25 protein-coding genes are annotated in these 22,132 nt (G+C 45.2%); 9 read left to right on the plus strand and 16 right to left on the minus strand.

The features are described 5' to 3' along the window. Positions 1-1,490, minus strand: a 1,490-nt coding sequence (locus tag ABY436_RS00745) for an efflux RND transporter permease subunit (RefSeq protein ID WP_372737115.1), incomplete at its 3' end; no start/stop codon positions are given. 13 nt (positions 1,491-1,503) lie between these two features. Further along, complete coding sequence (locus ABY436_RS00750; protein WP_372737116.1) at positions 1,504-2,589, minus strand: efflux RND transporter periplasmic adaptor subunit; 1,086 nt, start codon at positions 2,587-2,589, stop codon at positions 1,504-1,506. 89 nt (positions 2,590-2,678) lie between these two features. On the opposite strand from ABY436_RS00750, the gene ABY436_RS00755 reads away from it, so the two are divergent. Both ABY436_RS00755 and ABY436_RS00760 read left to right on the plus strand, forming a co-directional pair. After that, the gene (locus tag ABY436_RS00755) at positions 2,679-3,323 is read left to right on the plus strand and encodes a TetR family transcriptional regulator (protein WP_372737117.1); all 645 of its coding nucleotides are present in this window, start codon (positions 2,679-2,681) and stop codon (positions 3,321-3,323) included. Positions 3,324-3,377: 54 nt separating this feature from the next. After that, a complete protein-coding gene (locus ABY436_RS00760; RefSeq protein WP_372737118.1) occupies positions 3,378-3,749 on the plus strand; it encodes an STAS/SEC14 domain-containing protein in 372 nt (123 codons plus the stop codon). Positions 3,750-3,882: 133 nt separating this feature from the next. Here the strand turns inward: ABY436_RS00760 and ABY436_RS00765 are convergent, their stop codons facing one another. Further along, complete coding sequence (locus ABY436_RS00765) at positions 3,883-4,356, minus strand: DUF2947 domain-containing protein (protein ID WP_372737119.1); 474 nt, start codon at positions 4,354-4,356, stop codon at positions 3,883-3,885. Positions 4,357-4,484: 128 nt separating this feature from the next. Between ABY436_RS00765 and ABY436_RS00770 the strand changes: the two genes are divergently transcribed. From ABY436_RS00770 to ABY436_RS00780, 3 genes are all read left to right on the plus strand, one after another. Continuing rightward, positions 4,485-4,805 (plus strand): hypothetical protein, encoded by a 321-nt coding sequence (locus ABY436_RS00770; protein ID WP_372737120.1) that lies wholly within the window; start codon positions 4,485-4,487, stop codon positions 4,803-4,805. Between the two features lie 163 nt (positions 4,806-4,968). Then, entirely contained in the window at positions 4,969-5,340 is a 372-nt protein-coding gene (gene hpf, locus ABY436_RS00775) for a ribosome hibernation-promoting factor, HPF/YfiA family (RefSeq protein ID WP_372737121.1), read from the plus strand. Positions 5,341-5,532: 192 nt separating this feature from the next. Then, positions 5,533-6,522: a ChaN family lipoprotein gene (locus ABY436_RS00780; RefSeq protein ID WP_372737122.1), complete on the plus strand. Its 990-nt coding sequence runs from the start codon at positions 5,533-5,535 to the stop codon at positions 6,520-6,522. 38 nt (positions 6,523-6,560) lie between these two features. Here the strand turns inward: ABY436_RS00780 and ABY436_RS00785 are convergent, their stop codons facing one another. The 9 genes from ABY436_RS00785 to ABY436_RS00825 all read right to left on the minus strand — a co-directional run bounded on the left by ABY436_RS00785 (position 6,561) and on the right by ABY436_RS00825 (position 13,965). Further along, positions 6,561-7,355, minus strand: a complete 795-nt coding sequence (locus ABY436_RS00785; protein WP_372737123.1) for an amidohydrolase — start codon at positions 7,353-7,355, stop codon at positions 6,561-6,563. A 10-nt stretch (positions 7,356-7,365) separates the two neighbouring features. After that, entirely contained in the window at positions 7,366-8,514 is a 1,149-nt protein-coding gene (locus ABY436_RS00790) for a pyridoxal phosphate-dependent aminotransferase (RefSeq protein WP_372737124.1), read from the minus strand. A 180-nt stretch (positions 8,515-8,694) separates the two neighbouring features. Then, positions 8,695-9,600, minus strand: a complete 906-nt coding sequence (gene rimK, locus ABY436_RS00795) for a 30S ribosomal protein S6--L-glutamate ligase (protein WP_372737125.1) — start codon at positions 9,598-9,600, stop codon at positions 8,695-8,697. After that, positions 9,597-10,061 (minus strand): ATP-dependent zinc protease, encoded by a 465-nt coding sequence (locus ABY436_RS00800; protein ID WP_372737126.1) that lies wholly within the window; start codon positions 10,059-10,061, stop codon positions 9,597-9,599. Before ABY436_RS00800 ends, rimK begins: the two co-directional genes overlap by 4 nt. A gap of 197 nt (positions 10,062-10,258) precedes the next feature. Then, positions 10,259-10,807 carry a DUF3299 domain-containing protein gene (locus ABY436_RS00805; RefSeq protein WP_372737127.1) on the minus strand — a complete coding sequence of 183 codons (549 nt, stop codon included), beginning with the start codon at positions 10,805-10,807 and terminating at the stop codon, positions 10,259-10,261. Between the two features lie 97 nt (positions 10,808-10,904). Beyond that, positions 10,905-12,161 carry an ABC transporter permease gene (locus ABY436_RS00810; RefSeq protein WP_372737128.1) on the minus strand — a complete coding sequence of 419 codons (1,257 nt, stop codon included), beginning with the start codon at positions 12,159-12,161 and terminating at the stop codon, positions 10,905-10,907. Further along, on the minus strand, positions 12,151-12,855 hold the full coding sequence (locus ABY436_RS00815) for an ABC transporter ATP-binding protein (RefSeq protein ID WP_372737129.1): 705 nt from the start codon (positions 12,853-12,855) through the stop codon (positions 12,151-12,153). The genes ABY436_RS00810 and ABY436_RS00815 overlap by 11 nt, the downstream gene beginning before the upstream one ends. Before the next feature lie 17 nt (positions 12,856-12,872). Further along, positions 12,873-13,505 carry a DUF2796 domain-containing protein gene (locus ABY436_RS00820; RefSeq protein ID WP_372737130.1) on the minus strand — a complete coding sequence of 211 codons (633 nt, stop codon included), beginning with the start codon at positions 13,503-13,505 and terminating at the stop codon, positions 12,873-12,875. A gap of 196 nt (positions 13,506-13,701) precedes the next feature. After that, a complete protein-coding gene (locus tag ABY436_RS00825; protein ID WP_372737131.1) occupies positions 13,702-13,965 on the minus strand; it encodes a GIY-YIG nuclease family protein in 264 nt (87 codons plus the stop codon). A gap of 167 nt (positions 13,966-14,132) precedes the next feature. Here ABY436_RS00825 and nhaD point away from each other — a divergent pair, with 167 nt between their 5' ends. Next, the gene (gene nhaD, locus ABY436_RS00830; protein ID WP_372737132.1) at positions 14,133-15,377 is read left to right on the plus strand and encodes a sodium:proton antiporter NhaD; all 1,245 of its coding nucleotides are present in this window, start codon (positions 14,133-14,135) and stop codon (positions 15,375-15,377) included. Between the two features lie 88 nt (positions 15,378-15,465). Here the strand turns inward: nhaD and ABY436_RS00835 are convergent, their stop codons facing one another. Continuing rightward, positions 15,466-15,843, minus strand: a complete 378-nt coding sequence (locus tag ABY436_RS00835) for a thioredoxin family protein (protein ID WP_372737133.1) — start codon at positions 15,841-15,843, stop codon at positions 15,466-15,468. Positions 15,844-16,607: 764 nt separating this feature from the next. Between ABY436_RS00835 and ABY436_RS00840 the strand changes: the two genes are divergently transcribed. The 3 genes from ABY436_RS00840 to ABY436_RS00850 all read left to right on the plus strand — a co-directional run bounded on the left by ABY436_RS00840 (position 16,608) and on the right by ABY436_RS00850 (position 18,908). Further along, a complete protein-coding gene (locus tag ABY436_RS00840; RefSeq protein WP_372737134.1) occupies positions 16,608-17,213 on the plus strand; it encodes a M15 family metallopeptidase in 606 nt (201 codons plus the stop codon). A gap of 148 nt (positions 17,214-17,361) precedes the next feature. Next, complete coding sequence (locus ABY436_RS00845) at positions 17,362-18,237, plus strand: hypothetical protein (RefSeq protein ID WP_372737135.1); 876 nt, start codon at positions 17,362-17,364, stop codon at positions 18,235-18,237. A gap of 242 nt (positions 18,238-18,479) precedes the next feature. Continuing rightward, positions 18,480-18,908 (plus strand): SRPBCC family protein, encoded by a 429-nt coding sequence (locus tag ABY436_RS00850; protein WP_372737136.1) that lies wholly within the window; start codon positions 18,480-18,482, stop codon positions 18,906-18,908. A gap of 115 nt (positions 18,909-19,023) precedes the next feature. Here the strand turns inward: ABY436_RS00850 and ABY436_RS00855 are convergent, their stop codons facing one another. From ABY436_RS00855 to cysG, 3 genes are all read right to left on the minus strand, one after another. Further along, positions 19,024-20,232 carry an alpha/beta fold hydrolase gene (locus tag ABY436_RS00855; protein WP_372737137.1) on the minus strand — a complete coding sequence of 403 codons (1,209 nt, stop codon included), beginning with the start codon at positions 20,230-20,232 and terminating at the stop codon, positions 19,024-19,026. 74 nt (positions 20,233-20,306) lie between these two features. Further along, complete coding sequence (locus ABY436_RS00860) at positions 20,307-20,552, minus strand: CDGSH iron-sulfur domain-containing protein (RefSeq protein ID WP_372737138.1); 246 nt, start codon at positions 20,550-20,552, stop codon at positions 20,307-20,309. Between the two features lie 71 nt (positions 20,553-20,623). Next, complete coding sequence (cysG, locus tag ABY436_RS00865; protein ID WP_372737139.1) at positions 20,624-22,072, minus strand: siroheme synthase CysG; 1,449 nt, start codon at positions 22,070-22,072, stop codon at positions 20,624-20,626. Between the last annotated feature and the right edge of the window lie 60 nt (positions 22,073-22,132).

Below are 22,132 nucleotides of genomic sequence, written 5' to 3' on the forward strand. Positions count from 1 at the left end.
AACATGGGTTTATCTTTAAAGATCAGATAACAAAAGAAGGGGGTGATGGTAATCGCCAGAACCCAACTCAGCAGTAACGAGATAAACAGCACCCAAAACAAACTATTGGTGAACTCGCCGCTGGCATCGGGCGATAAGCCGATAGGGGCAAAAGCAGTAATCGCAATCACCGTGGCGCCTAACAAGGGCCAACTGGTGTTACTGACTATTTTATTGGCGGCCTGTAAACGGGTGAGCCCACGCTGCATACCGATAATCACACCTTCGGTAATAACGATGGCATTATCCACCAGCATTCCCAGGGCGATAATCAAGGCACCTAATGAGATTCGATGCAACTCAATACCGGTGATGCGCATGACAATAAACGTACCGAGAATCGTCAGCAATAACACAACACTCATCAACACACCCGGGCCGATCCCCATAGACACCAGCAGCACCACGACGACAATCGCCACCGCTTGTGCCAGGCTGATCAGGAAATCATTAACGGAGGTCTCAACCTGTGCCGGCTGGTTGTAAATATAATCAATCTGCATTCCTACAGGGCGTGCATATTCAAGCTCTGCAAGCCTTTGCTTTAACAGATGGCCAACATCGACGACATTCACGCCCGATGCAAATGAGACATTAACGGTAAGCGCGGCATCACCATTAAAACGATACAAATGTGTAGGTGGATCGACATAGTCTTTTTTGATGTTGGCTACATCAATTAAATAAATCAGTTCACCATTGGCCTCACCGAGTAAAATGCCTCCTAAACCTGCCGCCAGCTCGCTGTTTTGGCTTACCGGGCTGATCCGGATATATTCACTACCGACCTTAATGTTTCCCGCATCAGCGACCACATTATGAGTACTCAGCACTTGCTGCAGCGCGGCCACAGAAAAACCCGACGCCACCAAACGAGCACGATCAATTTCGATGCTGATCTGCTCACTCCGCTCACCGCCCACGTTTACCTTGCTAACACCTGGCACCAGCACCAGTTCACGCTTGAGAAAGTCGGCATAGTCGGCTAACTGCTCATAATCGTACCCCTGCCCGGTAACTGACATGAAGACACCGTATACGTCACTAAAATCATCAATAATCTGCGGCGGGTATGCGCCAGGAGGTAACGTAGCCGTTATATCGTTTACTTTTCGCCGCATCTCATCCCAGATCTGTGCCAAATCATCTTTGCGGTAGATGCTTTTCATCTCCACTTTAATCTGTGACAAACCTGCACTGGAGGTAGAGATAACCTCTTCTACATAAGGAAGTTGCTGGATCGCATTTTCCAGCACTAAGGTAACCTCTTCTTCTACTTCCAAAGGGGAAGCACCGGGATAGACTGTATTAACTAACGCTTCTTTAATCGTGAACGCCGGGTCTTCAAGGCGCCCCAACCCCATAAATGAAAATATTCCACCGATGATCAGGAGAACGACCACCATCCAGGTAATTGTTGTATTACGAATACCATATTCAGCCAGATTCATCGCTCTATGTTCCTTATAGCCCACGCTCTTTTTTAATTGCCCTGACTTTCTGGCCTGCTTGAATATAGGCAACACCCGCTGCAATCACCTGATCACCGGGAGAAAGGCCGCTAACCAAGATTTTCTCATCAAATATGCGCACTGTTTTCACTGCGACTTGCTCGGCCTGCATTTGTGCATTCACGCGCCATACGTAAGTTTGTGAGGCTTGCTCAAAAACAGCAGCCAGCGGCACACTCACCGCATGGTCACTTGGCTGTCCCTGCAACACATCGGTAAGATCCAACTCAATATTCACGGACATACCCGGCAATACTGTGAACGCTAACGGCCTGTCCATGCTGAATACCACACGGTAAGTGCGCGTTACAGAATCAGGAACAGAGTCATGTTTTTTGTAACAGGCAGTAAACGAGGCATCAGATTGGCTTTCAAAAGTTACGTTAGCGCAGACACTGTTCGCATCCATGTCGGGCTTAAGCTGAGTTAACAACCCTTCCGGCACACTGAACTTGATATCAATCTCATGGGTATCCTGCAGCTGTATAATCGGCGTTTGAGCCTGAACTGACTGGAAGTTTTCAATATCAACGCGCCCAATCACACCATCAAAGGGCGCTATTAACTGTGTATAGCTAACATTATCTTTTGCTACCGCCAGTGCTGCAGCGGCGCCTTTCAGGTTTGCACGTGCTTCATCCAGCTTTGTCTGGCTGGCATATTTTTTCTTTATCAAAGATTCTATCTGTTCAAACTGAATTTTTGCCAGATCATAACGCGCCTGACGATCTGCCAGTGTATTTTTAAAATCAGCCTGATCCAGCTGCGCCAGTACATCCCCCTCTTTCACTTCAACTCCCGCCTTAACAGGCAGCTCTCTTAGCTGGCCAGAAACCCGAAACGCCAGTGCCGAATGTTTTGAAGCTTCAATAGTTCCGGGAAAAACACGCTTCATTTCAGCCGCACTCGATTCAGCTATTGCTAATTTCACGGGACGCACCAATTCAACGGGCTCCTCCGTCATCGCTGAAGGATTATCACAGGCTGTTAATAAAGCACTCATCAGTGCGAGAGAGACAATACGAGTTAACGTTTTCATTACGGGGACCATAAACATTCATGAATGTATGTATATTATCCGATATACTATGCTGAATAAAGAATTTATCAAAAAGACAGCGACATCTCATGGCAAGAAAAACCAAAGAAGAAGCACTGAAAACCTATCATTTATTGCTGGATGCTGCGGCTGAGCTATTCAGCTACCAAGGTATCAGCCATACGACACTACTGGAAATAGCTAAATTCACAGGGATGACTCGCGGCGCTGTTTACTGGCACTTCGAAAACAAAGAAGATGTTATTAAGGCGCTGTGGGAACGGGATGCAGCCCCCTTTTTTAATATTTTCATCGCTAAGCTCACGGATGAAGTCTCCCGTCAAACTGATATCCGAGCGGACCTCTACTTCAAAAACACAATCAAAGAGATGCTACGTCAGGTAACGCAAGATCCGAAAAATAGCCAGGCCATACGCATCACTTTTAATTATTTCGAAGCAACTCACCATCAAACCGAGTTGCAGACCTACCTCGAAAGCAAGTCGGACGCTGTCTACCAGGCACTGGTCAGTGCGCTAACTCATTTGCATCAGCAGCAGCTATTACACACCCAACACAGTCCGGAATTTATTGCCGGGGCTTTGTACAGTTATCTGCATGGCTTAATTGAAGTAAACCTGCACCTTCGGATGAAAAAAACAGATCTGGCTAACGATGGCGATCTCTTAATAGATCTGTTCCTGAATAGCTTTTTCGTGGACAATTCCTTATAAAGAATTCGTCATAATATCGGCTACCCATTCAAAGACTACTTCAGAGTAAAAACTATGCTATCAATTTTACCCGACACGGCTGGCGACCTGATCGTTGTGCAGGCTTCAGAAACACTCAACGCTGAGGATTATCAAAACGTATTGGCGCCGCTTATTGAAGAAAAACTGCCAACCTACGGTCCACTGCGAGTTGTCATCTATCTGGATCCTTCATTCAAAGGGATGACAGCCGGTGCTATTTGGGAAGACGCCAAACTGGGGCTATCACATACTGAAGATTTCATACGCCTGGCAGTCGTTGGCGGCCCCGAATGGATAGAATGGGCAACCAAGCTGGGCAACTATCTTATAAAAGGTGAAACTCAACACTTTGAAGAACGCCAGTTCCTACAGGCGCTGCATTGGGTCGATGATGCTAACGCCTGATTGAGACGACTGTTGCTTTAACTTTTTTAACTATCGAATCACGCTTCCTGGCTTCACTTTAGAAAAACGCTGTTTGCAACTACGAAATATGTGTGTCCTGAATATGTACCAGGAACGTTTTGCAAACAGCTGATTATGGTCGTTTTCCGAGCGAAAAAGTGCCATTTTGCTGAAACTGGACCACTTCTTTACGTTTTTTACCAAGAAGTAACGAGCCATCATCAAGAAAAAGAAAGTTTTTCCAATGCCGTTTAAAAACACCCCATGTGGTTTCCACCACATGCTCACCGGCATAACAGAAATAGACAATCGTATTGTCTTCCCATTGGATAAAATCAGCGAGTTGCTCCGGCAATGCGGCATCGTCGCTGTCCCAGGCACTTTGCCAAAAACCTTTTTCTAACCAGGTATCCGCCTGGCTGGCCCAATCGTCCTTCTCTAATTCGCTGGCGTCCAGACTATCTTTACTGACATTGAGCGTCCATATTTCTAAAGAGCGCGACTCTGTCAGCGGTTTAATAAATTCCAGGTCAACCACTGGCACTGGCATATCCTGATGTTGATAAAACCACAGGTAGCGGTACTTATTTAAAGGGATATAATTCATCTATCGACTCAATTCAGACATTTTTGCAGAGTATACCGGCTAGCGTTGACAGACACACCTGTGTAGGCTGGCAAGGTTATCTTTTCAATACATTTCATCACACCGAGCAATCAGGCATAATACGCTCCATGAATAAACGTCCCACCAAAGCAGAAACACGTGAAGAGCTTGAACGTAAAACTCAAGAATTCCTCAATAAAGGGGGCACAGTCAAAGAGGTCGACAGTGGTGCCACTGGACTTGAAGACGGTGCCTATCATCGTAATAGCTTTGTTTTTGGACATCCCAAGCAAGAACGTACACCGGTGCCTGAAGCACTGAATGCGATTGATGCCAGGCGCCGTTCTAAAACCGAAAAAGCCACATTGCCACACTCAAAGCGCCCTCGCAAGAAAATCATCTATGATGATTTTGGTGAACCGGTGCGCGAAATATGGGTCGAGGAATAAAGCAGAAAAATCTCTTTCCTTTTTTGTAAATTCAGCGCTATAGTGATTTTGCACCATGTAAAAAATCAAAACAACGATAGAGATAGGAGCCACGCTTCATTAAGTTTTCAATGTTGTTTTATACGCAACCTTGGCGTTGCATTTTACGTAGTAAGGAAATTATATGATCATCAACATCACTAATCGTCACGATAAAGTTTCTCCAGCCCTTCGCGAAAAAATTGAGTCATGGCTCGAACACAGCCAAGAACGTTACGATGTAATATCAAGCGCTCAGGTCACTCTTGATAAAACCGACAGACTAGAAGAAGTAGAGGCCACCCTACATGCGGCCGGACGAGAAATTAACGCTAAAGCATCTGATGAAAATCTCTTTGCCGCACTCGATGCCATGGCTCAAAAAATTGATCGCCAGCTTGGCAAACTTCATGACAAACAGGTACAAAAAAAAGGGACGCCTAAGCACACTACTCTGATTGGTGAGGATTCCGTCAACGATGATGATATCGAAGATGAAGAGGTCTATCAGGCCTAATAGAGCAGCGTTAATTAACAGTTAACAGCAGTAATCATGCTTTGTATAAAAAAGGCCCTTCGGGGTCTTTTTTAATGCCCTAATGAATATCTGAGTTAATATCAGAGCAAAACATGCGTTATGATCAGGCTAATAGAATAGGAATGCTTACACTATGCCGTGGTTATACAAAACCGTGGGGGACACAGAGCAGTGAGAACCAGACGATTTATTGCGATTATCAGGCGGTTAACGATAAAGCCGCTGCTAGCAGGCCTGTTAATCATGTTGTTACCTGCTTATGCCAGCGCGACTAACCACTGGCTTGCACCGCTATTACAACACCACCCGCTTGTTGGCAAGATATATAGCCTTGAACAGCAAACCTTTATCAGTGAAGCTGAGTTATTTTCCCAACTACAGAAAACACCTTATGTTCTGGTCGGCGAAAAACACGATAACCCAGACCATCATCGCCTTGAAGAAAAAATCCTCATAGCGCTGAGTAGTGAAGCCCCGGCACACATCGTCTTTGAAATGCTGACAGACGAACAGCAGCCACTAATAAGCACACTTCATCCAAACGACACGCTGAAGCAGATGTATCAAAAACTGCAATGGAATGGCAAAGGCTGGCCGTGGAATGATTATGGCCCGCTGATCAATACAGCGGTGCAGCAGGGTGCAAGCATAACAGCCGGTAATATCAGTTCAGCGTTACTCAAAAAGATCTATCAGCAAGGGAGTACTGCGGCGGAATTAGCCACCTCTCGCTTTAATAGCATGCTGTCGATTCCCCGGATGGTAAGAGAAAAGATACTGGATCAGGTTTATCAGAGCCATTGCGAGACGATGCCGAAAGACCAACTGACACCGATGCTGAACATTCAACTCGCACGGGATGCCAGCATGGCACACGCCATGATCTCTGATGTGCAGACAGAAGAAACGCAGCGCCCTTCCATCCTGATTGCCGGTAGTTTTCATACGCAGAAAAACATCGGTGTACCGCTGCATCTTAGCCAGCTAACCCGCCAGCGGATTAAAACGCTACGGCTGACGGAAGTCAGTGAGACTGACGAAAACCCTGGGGATTATGCAACATCCCTTGAGGCAGACTATATCTGGTTTACACCTAAACAACTGGATATTGATTACTGTGCAGGCTTACGGGCTAAAACAGCCAGGCAGCCAGAGCCCTAAGCGGCTCTTTATGACTTTTATAAAACCAGCAACAACGCTTAACGGCCAATGTTAAGCGCAAAAGTATCAGCGTCTTGCCACGCAGGAAATACATCACGAAACTGCTGAAGCTCTTTCAAGTGGAGAGGAACTGTTGCTACAAAGCTTTCACCCTGAGGCTTATCCAACAGCAACTCACCTTTGAAATTCACCGCTAACGAATCGCCACTGTACTGCAGACCCACGCCATCTTCGCCGATGCGGTTAACACCCAGCATGTAGCATTGATTTTCGATCGCTCTTGCTTGCAACAGTGTTCGCCAGGGCATGCGGCGCGGCGCGGGCCAGTTAGCAACACATATCGCCAGATCATAGTCATTCTGACACCGCATAAATACCGGAAAGCGCAAGTCATAACAGATAGTCGGCAATATACGCCAGCCGGCATATTCAAATATCACACGCTCAATACCCGCCCGATAATGCTGATGTTCATTACCCATTCTGAACAAGTGGCTCTTATCATAAAATTGCACTTCACCTGCAGGGCTAACTAACAGCATTCGATTCATATAGGCATCACCCTCCTGCATAGCGACAGAACCGCAGACAGCGGCATTTAACGCCGCCGCCTGTGCGCGCATCCACGCCAATGTTTCTGAATACATCGGTTCGGCATGATCTTCAGGATTCATCATGAAACAGGTGGTAAACATTTCTGGCAGAATAATCAGATCGGTATGCCCTGCCAACGGGTGAAGCTTCTCAGCCAAAAGCGTACGGTTTGCTTCGGGTAATTGCCAAAGTAGCTCGGTCTGAACCAGTGTTACCCGTAATTCATCTTTTTGCTCCATAGCCTTTCTCCTAAATAGCCACAATTCTGGCAGCAGCACTTTTCAAGGTTTCATCACCTTTAGCAAAACAGAAACGAATCAAGCGCATGTGTGGGGGTGTGTTACAGAAAACAGACACAGGGATAGCCGCTACACCCACCTCTTTGATTAACCATTGGCAGAAGTCTATGTCATTCATATCACTGATGTTGCTGTAGTCCACCAGCTGAAAATAAGTGCCTGGTGCTGCAGTAAAAGTAAATTTACCGGGTGCAATCAGTGTGTTGAACAGGTCGCGTTTGTGTTGATAAAACGCCGGCAACGCCTGATAGTGAGATGGCTGTTCACGCATAATATCGGCAAGCGCCAACTGCATCGGCGTTGATGTAGAAAAAGTCAGGTACTGATGCACTTTACGTAACTCAACCGACAACGCTGCCGGCGCGACACAATAGCCAACTTTCCAACCGGTCGTGTGGTAAGTTTTTCCAAACGAGGACACCACAAAACTACGCTGATATAACTCAGGGTGGCTGAGTAAACTATGGTGTTGATGACCATCAAAGACAATATGTTCGTACACCTCATCACCCAACAGCAGAATATCAGTATCTCGCACCAATTCTGCCAGTTGCGCTAAATCCTCAGCGGATAAAATAGAACCGGTTGGATTATGCGGTGTATTGATGATTATCATCCGTGTTTTCGGCGTAATCGCATCTTTTAACTGCTGCCAATCGATATGAAAAGCGGGTGGCTGCAACTGCAAATGAACCGCTACGCCCCCATTGAGTTCAATCGCCGGTTCATAACTATCATAAGCGGGATCAAAAACTATCACTTCATCATCACGCCTGACCACAGCAGCAATCGCAGCAAACAGCGCTTCTGTGGCACCGGAGGTTACTGTCACTTCTGTTTCAGGTGAGACTGTATTGCCATACAACATGGCCACTTTTTTAGCGATCTCTTCACGCAATGCCGGAACACCTGTCATAGGTGCATATTGATTTGCCCCTTGAGCAATATATTGCCCAACGGCATCTAACAACTGTTTAGGGCCATCAAAATCAGGAAAACCCTGAGACAGATTAATTGCCTTATACTCGGCGGCCATCTGAGACATAACTGTGAAAATAGTTGTGCCGACTTTCGGCAATTTTGTTGTCGGATAATTCATGTCAGAAAACCAGCCATATGGAGAAGAGAATCACTATGAGGGAGGATTTTATTACAAACAGTATAAAAATTCTGCTTTTAGGGAGATCCTGTTGCTCTGCTCACAGAGAAGAACAACAGGAATCGAATGGATTAACTATCGAGCTGTCATTAAAGGGGGTTAACAGCTAACTACTAATAACTAACCCCGACCTCGGGTTGTCGTGCTCTGCGGTTTAGCACTTTTTTCGATATGCTCAATGATCATACTCGCAACGTCTTTACCCGTTGCGGCTTCAATACCTTCAAGGCCCGGTGATGAGTTAACTTCCATCACGAGTGGCCCACGGCTGGAACGAAGAAGATCTACACCCGCAACACTCAAGCCCATCGCTTTTGCCGCAGTAACGGCTGTTTTGCGCTCATCTGGTGTAATTCTGATCAGCGATGCATTACCACCACGGTGCAGATTAGAACGAAATTCACCTTCTGCGCCCTGACGTTTCATCGCGGCAATAACCTTATCACCGATAACGAAACAACGGATATCCGCACCGCCAGCTTCCTTAATAAACTCCTGAACCATGATATTAGCTTTGAGTCCCATGAAAGCTTCGAGCACACTTTCTGCCGCTTTACGGGTTTCAGCAAGCACAACACCAATACCCTGCGTACCTTCGAGCAATTTGATAACCACTGGCGCTCCGCCCACCATATCCAGCAGATCTTTTATATCATCCGGTTTGCTGGCAAATCCCGTCACTGGCATACCGATGTTTTTTCGTGACAACAGTTGCATAGAACGCAATTTATCACGCGACCTTGTAATGGCTACCGACTCATTGACGGGATAAACACCCATCATTTCAAACTGACGTAAAACTGCACATCCGTAAAAAGTAACCGAAGCACCGATACGCGGAATAATCGCATCGAAGCCGACTAAATCTTCACCCTTAAAATGGATCGAAGGCTGTTCTGAATTGATATTCATATAACAGCGTAATGCGTCGATCACCTTCGTTTCATGCCCTCTTGCCTCACAAGCCTCGATCAGACGACGCGTGGAGTAGAGCTTTGAGTTTCTGGATAAAATACCAATTTTCATTTTTTTACTCCCGTCAACCCAAACTGGAATGATAGTGCTGGATTGATAACGATACGATCTGACATGGCAGTACGCCCTATCAACATACGAAACTTCATATTGTCTCTATTAGTCAGAGTAACCTCTGCAGGCCATTGATGATCACCAAAATGTACAGTGGTTCGAATTACATAACGTAACTCACTGTGGCCACCGGAGTCTGTCACTTTGCGGTAATCCAGTACCCTTGCCTCACACTGAATAACCGTATCAGTCTCGTTTTGATTCGGGTGAATAGAAAACCTGACCCATGACTTACCTTTTTTCTCAAACGCCTCTACTTTAAAAGCATGCAAACATGATGTTCGGGCACCGGTATCCATCTTTGCCTTAATAGAGCCGATACCTAAACCGGGCAAAGAAACCCATTCCCGCCAACCGGCAACTAATAGCTCATCTTGAGGCTGAAGTTGATCGTTCAATACTGTGTCCCCGATAAAGTCATGGTCTCTATCCAAAAAATAAGTTTGATTGCACATTGAAAATGTAAGGCAGGGTTGAAATTTTCGGCGATTATAAGCCCGTTATTCCCTATAGCATAGCGGTTTTCAATAATAGAATAACGGTTTCAGGTAACAGAAATAAGAATATTAAGACTCAAAGCCGGAAGTGCGTTGCGCTACTCTTCATAAGGCTCAATACGAAAGACTTCCAGCGTGTAACCGGATGAAGCTAACTCATGACTGAAGGTCTCAGTTTTGAGTTTTCCACTAATCCAAACAGCATCAAAAAGGCTCTCCACCTTAACCCCTGGTTCGTAATGCGCATAAATGATCTGATTTGACGGCGGGGGCGGAACATGAATACAGGCACCGAAGTAGGGTACCAAAAAAAACTTATACACGTTTTGATCTTCGCTCTCGACAGGAACCACAAAACCCGGGATACGTACCATTTTACCGTTCATCTCAGGCACAACAGGAGCCGACTGTAATGCTTGCTGTAGCTCATCCATCAGCAAAGCCGCTTTAGGGTCAAGATCATCCAACGCCCCGAGATCGCGATCACCAAATAAGCCATCCAGCGAATAATCAGCAGGCATCAGTTGCTCCCACTCAATTTGTTCTAGTTTCTCACCGTTGAGCTCTTCGTCAGCCGCGTGAATACTGGTAGCAAGCAATGCAACACACGAGGCAAACACAATAAAAATTAAGCGGTAAATCTGCATTGAACCATCCTCATTGAGAGTAGCCTGGCATACTCTCTATTAATAAAAACTATTGACTAAAAGTGACACACTGAATAATTCTACAATAAAAGAGTCTTTAGCATCGTAGCGTTAACCCATCAGCAGCCGTCATTTGATAAGCCCGATAACCCGGCCATAACCCCGTCGCTGCGCCCGCAAATACAACACCAGCCAACAACGGCGCGTCATCCAGCGACAATCCTGTCGACTGAATAAACAATCCGAATTGCGCTTCTAATACGGGCTGAGCCAACATCAGTAACACAACAGACAGCAGCACCCCGAGCAAGGTTCCCATGGCACTGACCAATGTAGATTCGAATACCAGCAAAGTGATGATGTGCCATGGCCTGGCGCCAATGGCGCGCATAATAGCCATCTCTTTTCGGCGGGCGCCCAAACTGGTAAGCAATACGGCCAGCATACCGATCAATCCTGCCAGCACGACACAGGCGGAGACTAAGCGCAGTGCATTTTCAGCCACCCGAATCAGTTGCCACAATTGCTGTAACGCTACGCCCGGTAAAACTGCCTGTAAAGGCTCTGCTTTATAGTTATTAATCTGGCGTTGCAAATGAAAAGTGCTTAATTTTGATTTCATACCCAGTAAAATTGCCGTTAGCTCTTTAGGTTGAAGTACTTTTTTCCTCACCTCCTCAACAGAGATTTGCTGTCCAGATATGCGGCTACCCGACTGCCAGCCGTCATGAATGGCAACAATGGCTTCGGAACTAATAAACACCGATTGATCAACAGGGGTACCTGTCGGACGTAACACACCAGCCACGATAAAAGGCCGATCATCATGCTGAGAAAAACTGGTACTACCCACCCCATGAGAAAGCGTAAGACGACTACCCACCTGATAGCCAAGCTGTAGCGCCACATCCGCCCCGATAACCGCATCAAACAGGTCATCAAATGCCTTACCTTTTTGAAACAGCAGTGATTGCTGCTGCCCCGTTTGATAATGCTTAAAGAAGCCTGATGAAGTTCCCACTACACGAAACCCTTTATGTGAATCCCCCAAGGAAATTGGCACAGCCCAGGCAACATTTTTATTATTACTAATCAGTTCGAAACTTTCCCAGCTAATATTATTGGAAGCCTGTCCAATATGAAAAATAGAATACAAGATCAGTTGCAACTCTCCACCCCGGGCACCAACAATCAAATCGGTACCGGAAACCGAGCGGTTAAAACTATCACGAACTTCTGTCCGAATCTTTTCTACACCGATCAATAACGCAACACTGAGAGCGATCGTCAGCACAATAAAAAGCAAAGTGTGACGGCGACTCCAGCTACTCGCTAACGCAACGTTAAATAGCATCAGATACTCCAGCACAATTAATCTGCTGCAACGAAAGCGTTCTATCAAAAAAGGGGCTCAAGGTATCATCGTGACTTACCAACAATAAGGTACTGTTGCGTTGAGATACCTCTGTGAGCAGTAACTGAATAAAGGTGTCACGCGTCTCACGATCTAAAGCCGAGGTAGGCTCATCAGCAATCAACACATCAGGGGAGCCTATTAAAGCACGCGCCACCGCCACACGCTGCTGCTGCCCTACTGATAACTCTGCAACAGTCAGCCTCTGGTGCAACTGTTTCTCCAATCCCAACTCGAGCAATAACTGATCAGCCGCCTGCGAAACACTCCCCGCTTGCGCGATTGCACGCTGCTTACGTACAGTAGAAAAGCGACATGCCAGCATGACATTATCTCTTAAAGAGAGGTACGGCAGCAGATTAAACATCTGAAAGATAAACCCTATATGGTCAGCTCGGAAACAATCTCGCTCCGATGATGAAAGCGAGGAGATACAACAACCGGCAATTCGTATTTCTCCGGAGTCCGGCAGCAACAGTCCCGTTAGCAAATTAAGTAGTGTGCTTTTACCACTGCCTGATGGACCTTGTATAAAAATGTGTTCACCACTTTTGATCTCACATTTTGGTATATCAATGACAGGAGCTCCTGACTTCCAGGAAAACGTAACCTGATCCAACGTTACCGTTGCCATGTTTATTCCTATATATGCTATTCGCGAATTAAAATTTCATCGTGTGAAGAGAGCAAGGTTCCACCCGTCTGTCCCGCTTGACTTACCATCTGATAACGAACGGATTCAACCATCGGAAACTGCTCAAACAGTCCGACCGTGATTTTCGTTAATTGTTCGGGTTTAGCGCAAACAAACTGATAATGAACCCTAATATCCGCATGCCCGTGCTCTTCTTTGTGCTCATGCCCGTGCTCTTCTTCATGCTCGTGCTCTTCTTCATGCTCATGCGCGTGCTCTTCTTCATGCTCATGCTGCGATTCAAGTAACGATTGGGTAACATCTGCTTCTTTCAACAGGCACAGAGCAGCACGGGGTAACTGAATAATTTGATAACCTTGCTTTAACGAATTTATCGCCTGAAGAACCTCTGCTTTCTGCGCTTCAGTTTCGGGGGTGTGTTCGAACCCAACAACATTAACCGCTGGTGTTATCAACATCACATCCAGCAATTTTTCCTCGACTACTGCATCTATCGTTACCACACCATGCTCATGCGCCTCACCGGCATGCACTAAAGAGGTCAGCATGAATGACGAAAGCGCGGTAACCAGTACCGATGTCGCACACTGGGAGCGATCTTTCACACGGGTTTTCTTACAGATTTTCATAGTAACACCTTGATTATAAACAATACGTTATAATATAACATAACAATAATGATCATCACAGCGACAAAGCACGAAGTGATTATCGCTGTCTGAGCAAATTCACTTAGGCGTACTCAGCATACATTTTATCAACAGACCTGTTTTGATAGATTGTTTGCAAAGATACAGTAAGCGCTCAATCGAAACCGATAGCGGATTATAGTCCGCCAATAAGCGCCAATTTCTTATCTCTGGACAGTTGCTTGATGGCATATTCACGCTTACTTGCCAAAGAGCGACTCTCAACATTTTCACGCCACACCATAGCAACCGGCCGCCGCGTTCGTGTGTATTTTGCACCTGAAGTACGGCTCTCATTGTGTTCCTTCAGACGCCTATCGCAATCCGTTGTAATACCCGTGTACAAACTACCATCCGCACAAAGAAGGATATAAATGTACCATGTCGGGGAATTATTCAATGCAGGTAACTCAATGTAGATAAACCCGTAGACTCATTGGGTGGCACTAACAAAGCCACATGATGAAAGTAAAAGGAAAAATATAACGATTTTATCGAATTAATCAATGCGAATATTATGTTCCCCCCTTAAAATATTGCTCTCTTAAACTTTGTGGAGTCGTGCAGATGCACACTGTTCTGATCATCATTGCTGTCGTCGCGTTTTTTATGATTGTGCTTGAAGACGTGTTACATCTCAACAAAGCAAAAACCACTCTGTTTCTTGGAACACTCGCGTGGATATTACTGTTTGTTTTTCCTGAAGATGGTGTAACACCGAAACAGATTCAAGGAATGCTGAACGAGAATCTACTGGAAATTGCCAGTTTATGGCTATTCCTGATGGCGGCCATGACCTTTGTCGCCTTTCTCAACCATCAAGGGTTGATAGAGAGCGTCATCTATAAATTTTTACCGTCCAGGGTTGGCGAAAAGAAATTACTCTTTATGGTCGCGATTTTCTCCTTCGTTTTCTCCTCGTTATCAGACAACATCACAGCTACACTAGTATCTGTGGCATTAGTACTGTCACTCAAGCTTCCGCCCAAGAAAACCTTAAAGTTCGCCGTGATGGTCGTTTTTGCAGTGAACTCAGGAGGCGTTTCTCTGATAACCGGGGATGTCACCACACTGATGATATTCCTGGCTGACAAAGTGGCGATACAAAACTTACTCTGGCTTTCCCTTCCCTCTTTTGTCAGTGTATTGTTTCTTGCTGGCCTCCTCTCGTTTGGACTTAAAGAAGAATTAGTCATCAAGGGTGTCGAACGCCGTTATGACCGGGTAGGCATGAGTATTGCCGTGTTATTTCTCTTTACTATTCTGGCAACCATTATCCTTAACGTACTGGCAGGCGTGCCGCCGGTGCTAACCTTCCTCTTTGGCTTGTCCATGATGTTTTTAATCGGTCGCTTGTTTTATCGTGAAGATAATCGAGAAAACATGCTCGATTACATTCGCGTAATCGAGTTTGATACGCTGTTATTCTTCCTGGGTATTTTACTCCTGGTAGGCATGTTAAAAGAGATCGGAGTACTTGATAATCTGGTGACAATCTACGACACCCTGCCACCGTTACAAGCAAACTATGTGATGGGATTACTTTCTTCTCTGGTAGACAACGTGCCACTGACAGCCGCTTTGTTGAAAGCTAACATAGAGATGTCTCCAGCCAGCTGGTTATCATTAACCTATGGCGTTGGTGTAGGCGGCTCGTTACTGATAATCGGTTCCGCCGCCGGTATCGTTGCCATGAGCAAAATTGCGGAAGTTACTTTTATTAGCTATATGCGCTTCAGCTTTTATCTCTTGCTGGCTTACACACTGGGGTTTGCTGGCAGTTTTGCGGTGGGAACTGTTCTATTTAACTAGTGAGTTTGAATAACTGTTTGTTTCACGAACTGGCTTACGTATAGCGACAGGTACACGCTGTCGCTATACGTTGAGTACTCTGTTACGGCTAATCAGTGCCTGAGCTTTCAATACCAGAGCTATTAATACCAGACCAATGATACTTCTCGCATAGACGATTCACCTCGCCGACAAACGGCCCGAGGCTGAACACCTGTATTCGTTCAAGATATTGCCGGCCATCAAAAAACAACTTAATCACCGGGAGTGAAAATACACTGTTCTGAGCACACGCTTGCGGGTCGCTCCCACAATCTACATATATAAGCTGCAATTCAGGCCAGCGAGATTCCAACTCAGCCAGCAACTGCGGCCATATCACTCTGCACACGCCACAAGTCTTACTGCCAAACATAACCAAGACGGCACCTTGTGCTATATCCAATTCAGCAGAACACACCTGCTTTTCCCTCTTTTGTTGATCCATGTTAGGTCTACCGCTGATTGCTAAACTGAATATTATCAAAAGCACGTCGGATAAACTGTACAACCCAACTTAAAACTAAAATTATAGTGACATAACATACTGATTTTATTTGGTTATTAATAATAATACAGAAAGAACATTAACCATTATGAGTGATATTTTCAGTTAATATTAAAACAAGATCCATACAAACGTTTGCTATAAAAATTAAAAAAGAGTATAGATTTATGTTATGAAATAGCGCCAGTCAAAAAAATACAAGCTACCAAAAGCAATAATAAAGCGGTAGGTGATGCAATGAAAAAGTGGATTCCACACGCAAAGTTTTGTTTGCCTTCAGATTTATATTCTTCATTATTTATAAACAATACCCTCACTGTGTTGCACACACGTTGCGATCTTAAAAAATGCGCACCAATAATAAAATCCAGCAGAGATAGTTAAATTTCAATGACTTAGACGGCTACACTCCGTTTGAGTTTAAATAGTAACAAGGTAAAGTCAAAGCATTTGTTATTTGGCTGTAGTAAAAAATGTTTTCTTTAACACACCATAAAGGTAGCAAAACACCAATTATCAAAAAATTATAGTTATCAGCCTATAGATAATACGAAAATATCAGCGTTGCTAACCCCAGCCTCATTGCTGACTAGATTATTAATCTATTATCAGGAGAAATAGAAGCGAACAGGCAAATAACAACCTGAAATTCTGAAATACTGACTCCGAACTACCTACTAAAAACTAGCTACAAGGAGAACGTCATGAGTTATGGACTATTTGGAGATGATGTACTTTTCTTTCAACGCCTCTTAAAAACAGAAGGTTTGTATAACAAAGCACTGGATGGCATTTGGGGTAAATTCACAGAAAAAGGAGCCACTGAATTCTACCAGCGATCTGATGCGCTAAAGGAACAGATCGGTGCATTTGACCATCGAACTGAAAAACACATCTGCACTCTCGCTCTTAAAGCCCAACGAGAAGCCAGACATTTTATGAACCGGCTCCTAAGTAATAATATCAACGCCAAGATGATCTCAGGCACACGTACCTACGACGAACAAAACAAACTCTATCGCCAAGGCAGATACAACAATCCCGGTCCTATTGTAACAAAAGCACGTGGTGGCAGAAGTAATCATAACTTTGGAATCGCCTGGGATATCGGTATTTTTACTGCCAACGGAGGTTACTCAAGTAACCATCAGGATTACATAAAGGCCGCAGAATTTGGTATTTCGGATCACCTTGAATGGGGAGGTAACTGGCGATCCTTTCCGGACACACCCCACTATCAATTGAAAACAGTTTTTCCGATTACCATCGTGCGTACCAAGTTTGAAAATGGTGAAACCTTTATTGCCTGACCGGGTATTGTCTGAGCCAGGTATTTTCTGGTCGCCATTACCTGAGCGGGGTAGCTAAAAAGGGTGATTGAAGTCTTGGTCTTGGTCAGGTCAGAAATAAATAAATAAGGATGACCTTCAGTACTAACATCCATGCAGGAGTCTATTGATGCAAGCCCATTACAAATTATCACATTCCACCTTACATACGTTAATGCTTGTGTGGATAATTATATTGTTAACGGCCTGCTCGCAGGAATCTAACGAATCAGCTAATGCGAATAAATCCAATGAAACAGAAACACCCAATAATTCAGGTGTATCTCCTGTCGAAGAAGTAGACAAAAAGCCTGAAACGGCAGGAGTTGCCCTCCCCAATGAAGCAACACCACCACAAGTCCCCGAGCCGGTTGCCATAGAAGTTGCCCCATTACCTTTACCCGCGCCTACATTTGAACCATCAGTAATGGAAGCACCTGTCATCGTTGAGGCAGCCTCTCCACTGGAAGACTACAAGGTTGAAGTTGCTGCCAGTTCTCAATTAACGCTACCCGGGCCGGTAGGCGAATTAAGAGTCTGGATTGGCAGCAGTCTCTTCGATCCTCAATTCCCAACCAACATGACGAGCGATAGCACTTCGCTGCCGGCGGTTGGTGAAACAGCGAAAGTTGAGGCGTTTGCACCTGACTTTGCTATCACTCCCAATGAGGCTCAATGTATAAAAATACATCCTCAGGGATCAGAAGTGAGGTTTCAAATCACGCCTGAAAAATCCGGCACTTATAAGGTGGGAGCCAATGTTAACCTATTTGAAACCGCTGACTGCAGTGGCCCTCCTATTCCACGTACAACAGCGACGCTGGATGTTGTCGTTAGCGTGGACCTGCGTGGGGTTGCTGAAGAAAAAGGGTTAACGCTACTGAACGTCTTGTGGAGCAAGTTACTTGAGTTCTGGGAGGCTCTTCTGGTCAGTATTTTTGGTGTCATTTTATTTTTTATGAAAGATAAACTTAAAAGGATATTTGGTAGTAATAAAGAAGAATGAATCTGACACTATTCCACTAAAATCTGAAGGTGTATCTGATGGAACCCTGTACTAAAGAAGGCCTGGTATTAAACTTCTGAGGCAGGTATTAACAGCGGCCCTTATGGTATGTTCGTTGGAATACATAAAAGCATCTTGAATCTTTCGCAACGGCTTGTCTTATAGCTGTTGTAGTAAATATTCGTTACCTGAAGACAACAACGACAATAAGAACGGGTCGCATTCCAATAAAGGGGAACACCATGGGTAAATGTTATAATTCGACAGTCATCGACGCACCAATTGAGCGTGTGTGGCAAACAATAAAAAACTTTCATGATTTATCGTGGGATTCTGCGGTTGTTACGTCGACGGACAAGGTCGGCAGCAAAAATAGCGATGAAATTGGTGCGCAACGTGTGCTCAACAATGCATTTCATGAAACACTGCTGTCAATCGATAATTCTCAATTCAATTTCACTTACAGTATTGATGATGGTCCTGGCCCTGTCGCTAAAGACGCTGTACAAAACTATATCGGCAAAGTGAAACTATTACCTGTCACTGATTCGAGCAGTACATTTGTAGAATGGTCATCAACTTTTGATTCTACTGATCCTGATGAGGTCGCTGACTTTTGTAACCCAATCTACGCAGGCTTACTTGCGTCATTGAAACTACACTTTTCATAACAGCTTTTCATAACCTGTTTGATCACGATCTTTGATAAAATAAGTGCCGTACTGGCTTCCTTATTAGGCCTGTTAAGGCCTGTTAAGTAAGTCTGGTACGCCTCCTGCCTGTATCTCATTCCTGTTCGATGAACCTGGTTTTTACCTGAAGATTACTGTGTAAGGTTTTATGTACAGGGCACTTATCGGCGATCTCCAAGAGTTTTTGCCTCTGTAATTCAGTGAAATCCCCTATCAGGGTTACTTTACGCTCTATCACTTCGATTGCCTGTGGTTTTTCATCGCAGCTTTCACAGTCTCGAAAATAATTACGGCTATGACTCAGCTCCACTCTTACGTGCTGCAAGGGTATTTTTTTACGGGTTGCATACATACGCACTGTCATTGATGTACAGGCACCTAAGCCCGCCAGCAAATGCTCATATGGATCAGGCCCTATATTTGAACCGCCAACAGACACTGGTTCATCGGCTAACCAATAGTGACTATCACTGCTGACATGCTGACTGAACACGTGATTTTTTTCTTCTACCATCACATGACCTTTTTGAACATCAAGGTGATGATTTTCAGATTCAGGTAGATAACGGCTGGCCCAGCCGGCAATCGTTTCTGCCACATATTCTGAATCTTTCTTTTTAGTCAGCAAGTGGTCTGCATCATCCAGACTCACAAAGCTTTTAGGGTGTTTGGCATTACGATAAATTTTTTCTGCTTCAGAAATAGGTACGGTTTTATCCAGCGGCGAGTGCATGACTAACAACGCTTTTTTTAACTTCCCAATATCATTATCAGTATGCGTCTCAATATCATCTATAAACTGCTTTTTGATCAGAAACTTACGTGACCCCAAAGACACTTCAGCTTCACCGTTAGCATGAATCTCATCTAATGATGCTGCAAAATTATGCACCACATGTTTCGCATTATGTGGAGCACCTATGGTGACCACCGCTTGTGCTTCAGGCACCTTCCCAGCCATAGCCAGTACAGCAGCCCCGCCTAAGCTATGACCGATCAAAATTGCCGGCGCTTGGTACTCCTGTCGCAAAAACGCTGTGGCCGCGAGCAAATCCTGAATATTGGAAGAAAAGTGCGTATTTGCAAAATCACCATCACTATTACCTAACCCCGTAAAATCAAAACGCAGTACCGCAATACCTTTTTCGGTAAGCGCTCGTGCAATACGCGAAGCGGCCGCAATATCTTTCCCGCAGGTAAAGCAGTGTGCAAACAGTGCATAGCAACGAATCGCTGTTTCCGGGGTTTCGAGCAGCCCTGCCAACTTATGTCCATGACTTTCAAACTGAACCTTCAGACGCATCGAACCCCCTCCCGGAAAAACTTATACACCAAGGACTGCTTCACCATAGTCGCAACAGTCCCGGTTATTAATACTTACAAAGACTTATGAGTCCCATCACACATAGGCTGGTTCTTTGTTTGTTTACATCCACATAAATATACTGTTTCTGTCTTTTCTGCAGTAAAGAAAACAGGGGTTATACCACTGCCTTTATGTGAACCATCACAAAATGGCTGTCGCTTACTTTGCCCGCAGGCACACCAGCGATAGCGTTCACCAGCCACTACATCCGTCTCATATGGCGCTTTTTGCGCAATCACAGCTTTTTCACTCATCATTTATCTTCCTTATTATTCTTCGATAGCGATTTTCAAAAACGCCGATCAGCTATGCTTTCTGCGTTTCAGATTTAGCAGGATGACTTATCTTGCCCTTTAATCATACCCAGTGCATGCGTTATATTCTGCTCATCGGCTTTATCGCCGAACCACGCCAGCTGTTCCTGCAATGCAACAACCTCACCGACAATAATCAGAGCAGGTGCCTCTAACTGAGCGTTGACCTGTTTCTCCGCGATATCCGCCAAGGTTCCGGTCAATACTTTCTGATCCGCCGCCGTACCTTTTGAGACAATCGCTACCGGTGTACTCCCGGGCTTACCATGCTCAATTAACCCCTCAGCCAAGATAGGTAAGGTATGCAGTCCCATATAAAACACAACGGTTTGATTGGGATGTACCAGCTCAGCAAAATTCAATTTATCTTTGCGATTCTTGAGTTGCCCGGTAACAAATTTAACCGACTGTGCATAACCGCGATGTGTCAGAGGTATACCTGCATAGGTTGAACAGGCGCTGGCGGCCGTAATCCCCGGTACTACCTGGAACGGTATACCGTGCGACTTTAGCGTTTCCAGCTCCTCTCCCCCACGCCCGAAAATAAAGGGATCACCACCTTTAAGCCGAACAACACGCCTACCCTGCTGCGCATGCTGAACCAGCAGTGCATTGATACCTTCTTGTGGCACCGCGTGGTTATCACGTTTTTTGCCGACATAGATAAGATCAGCATCACGGCGACACAAATCCAGCACATCGGCTGACACCAGATTATCGTAAAATACCACATCGGCCTGCTGCATCAATCGCAACGCTTTAAAAGTGAGTAACTCAGGATCACCCGGACCCGCCCCGACCAGATAGACCTCGCCAACCTGATGTCCGCTTTCACCTTTGTCGATGGCCGCTTTTAGTAACGCCTCAGCTTCATCATCTCGTCCGGAAAATACCTTTTCTGCGATCTGACCTTCGAGCACATGCTCCCAGAACCGGCGGCGCTGATTAACTGATCCGAAGGTTGCTTTGACCTGCTGACGAAAACGCCCGACCAGAGCGCCAAGCCGACTGTATCCACCGGGGATGAGTGTTTCTAAACGCGCCCGTAACAAGCGTGCCAATACAGGAGATTCGCCACCAGAAGAGATGCCAATAACGATAGGAGAACGATCAACAATCGCAGGAAAGATAAATGTACACAAGGAAGGCGTATCAACCACATTAATGGGTATATTGCGCTCTATCGCATCAAAATGCACACGTTCGTGCAGACTGCAGTCATCTGTGGCCGCCACGACGAGTGTTTTTCCCTCCAACAGCGCGCTATGGTATTCACCAATGATAATCTGATCGTGGGCATCGACTAACAGTGCTTTTAATTCGTCTTCAACGGTATGCGAAACCACCGTCAGAAAAACACCCGCACGCTTTAGCAGCCGTGCTTTACGTAATGCAATATCACCACCACCGATTAACAGTACCTGGCGAGATTTGAGGTTAAAAAAGAGAGGTAAAAAATCCACAATGAACCCTCCGTCAGTTGATGAGCCCAGATTAGCATAATCCGGCTAAATACCACTGAT

Source organism: Neptunomonas sp., from assembly GCF_041601355.1.
In the GTDB taxonomy this organism is placed as follows: domain Bacteria; phylum Pseudomonadota; class Gammaproteobacteria; order Pseudomonadales; family Balneatricaceae; genus Neptunomonas.

Excerpts from the sequence above, each read along its gene's own strand:
- ABY436_RS00845 (WP_372737135.1), top strand. The coding sequence starts at position 17,362 with ATGCAAGCCCATTACAAATTATCACATTCCACCTTACATACGTTAATG.
- ABY436_RS00835 (WP_372737133.1), bottom strand. The coding sequence starts at position 15,843 with ATGGATCAACAAAAGAGGGAAAAGCAGGTGTGTTCTGCTGAATTGGAT.
- ABY436_RS00760 (WP_372737118.1), top strand. The coding sequence starts at position 3,378 with ATGCTATCAATTTTACCCGACACGGCTGGCGACCTGATCGTTGTGCAG.
- ABY436_RS00765 (WP_372737119.1), bottom strand. The coding sequence starts at position 4,356 with ATGAATTATATCCCTTTAAATAAGTACCGCTACCTGTGGTTTTATCAA.
- ABY436_RS00810 (WP_372737128.1), bottom strand. The coding sequence starts at position 12,161 with ATGCTATTTAACGTTGCGTTAGCGAGTAGCTGGAGTCGCCGTCACACT.
- hpf (WP_372737121.1), top strand. The coding sequence starts at position 4,969 with ATGATCATCAACATCACTAATCGTCACGATAAAGTTTCTCCAGCCCTT.
- ABY436_RS00770 (WP_372737120.1), top strand. The coding sequence starts at position 4,485 with ATGAATAAACGTCCCACCAAAGCAGAAACACGTGAAGAGCTTGAACGT.
- ABY436_RS00840 (WP_372737134.1), top strand. The coding sequence starts at position 16,608 with ATGAGTTATGGACTATTTGGAGATGATGTACTTTTCTTTCAACGCCTC.
- ABY436_RS00750 (WP_372737116.1), bottom strand. The coding sequence starts at position 2,589 with ATGAAAACGTTAACTCGTATTGTCTCTCTCGCACTGATGAGTGCTTTA.
- ABY436_RS00815 (WP_372737129.1), bottom strand. The coding sequence starts at position 12,855 with ATGGCAACGGTAACGTTGGATCAGGTTACGTTTTCCTGGAAGTCAGGA.
- ABY436_RS00785 (WP_372737123.1), bottom strand. The coding sequence starts at position 7,355 with ATGGAGCAAAAAGATGAATTACGGGTAACACTGGTTCAGACCGAGCTA.
- ABY436_RS00850 (WP_372737136.1), top strand. The coding sequence starts at position 18,480 with ATGGGTAAATGTTATAATTCGACAGTCATCGACGCACCAATTGAGCGT.
- ABY436_RS00820 (WP_372737130.1), bottom strand. The coding sequence starts at position 13,505 with ATGAAAATCTGTAAGAAAACCCGTGTGAAAGATCGCTCCCAGTGTGCG.
- ABY436_RS00860 (WP_372737138.1), bottom strand. The coding sequence starts at position 20,552 with ATGATGAGTGAAAAAGCTGTGATTGCGCAAAAAGCGCCATATGAGACG.
- rimK (WP_372737125.1), bottom strand. The coding sequence starts at position 9,600 with ATGAAAATTGGTATTTTATCCAGAAACTCAAAGCTCTACTCCACGCGT.
- ABY436_RS00805 (WP_372737127.1), bottom strand. The coding sequence starts at position 10,807 with ATGCAGATTTACCGCTTAATTTTTATTGTGTTTGCCTCGTGTGTTGCA.
- ABY436_RS00790 (WP_372737124.1), bottom strand. The coding sequence starts at position 8,514 with ATGAATTATCCGACAACAAAATTGCCGAAAGTCGGCACAACTATTTTC.
- ABY436_RS00855 (WP_372737137.1), bottom strand. The coding sequence starts at position 20,232 with ATGCGTCTGAAGGTTCAGTTTGAAAGTCATGGACATAAGTTGGCAGGG.
- ABY436_RS00755 (WP_372737117.1), top strand. The coding sequence starts at position 2,679 with ATGGCAAGAAAAACCAAAGAAGAAGCACTGAAAACCTATCATTTATTG.
- nhaD (WP_372737132.1), top strand. The coding sequence starts at position 14,133 with ATGCACACTGTTCTGATCATCATTGCTGTCGTCGCGTTTTTTATGATT.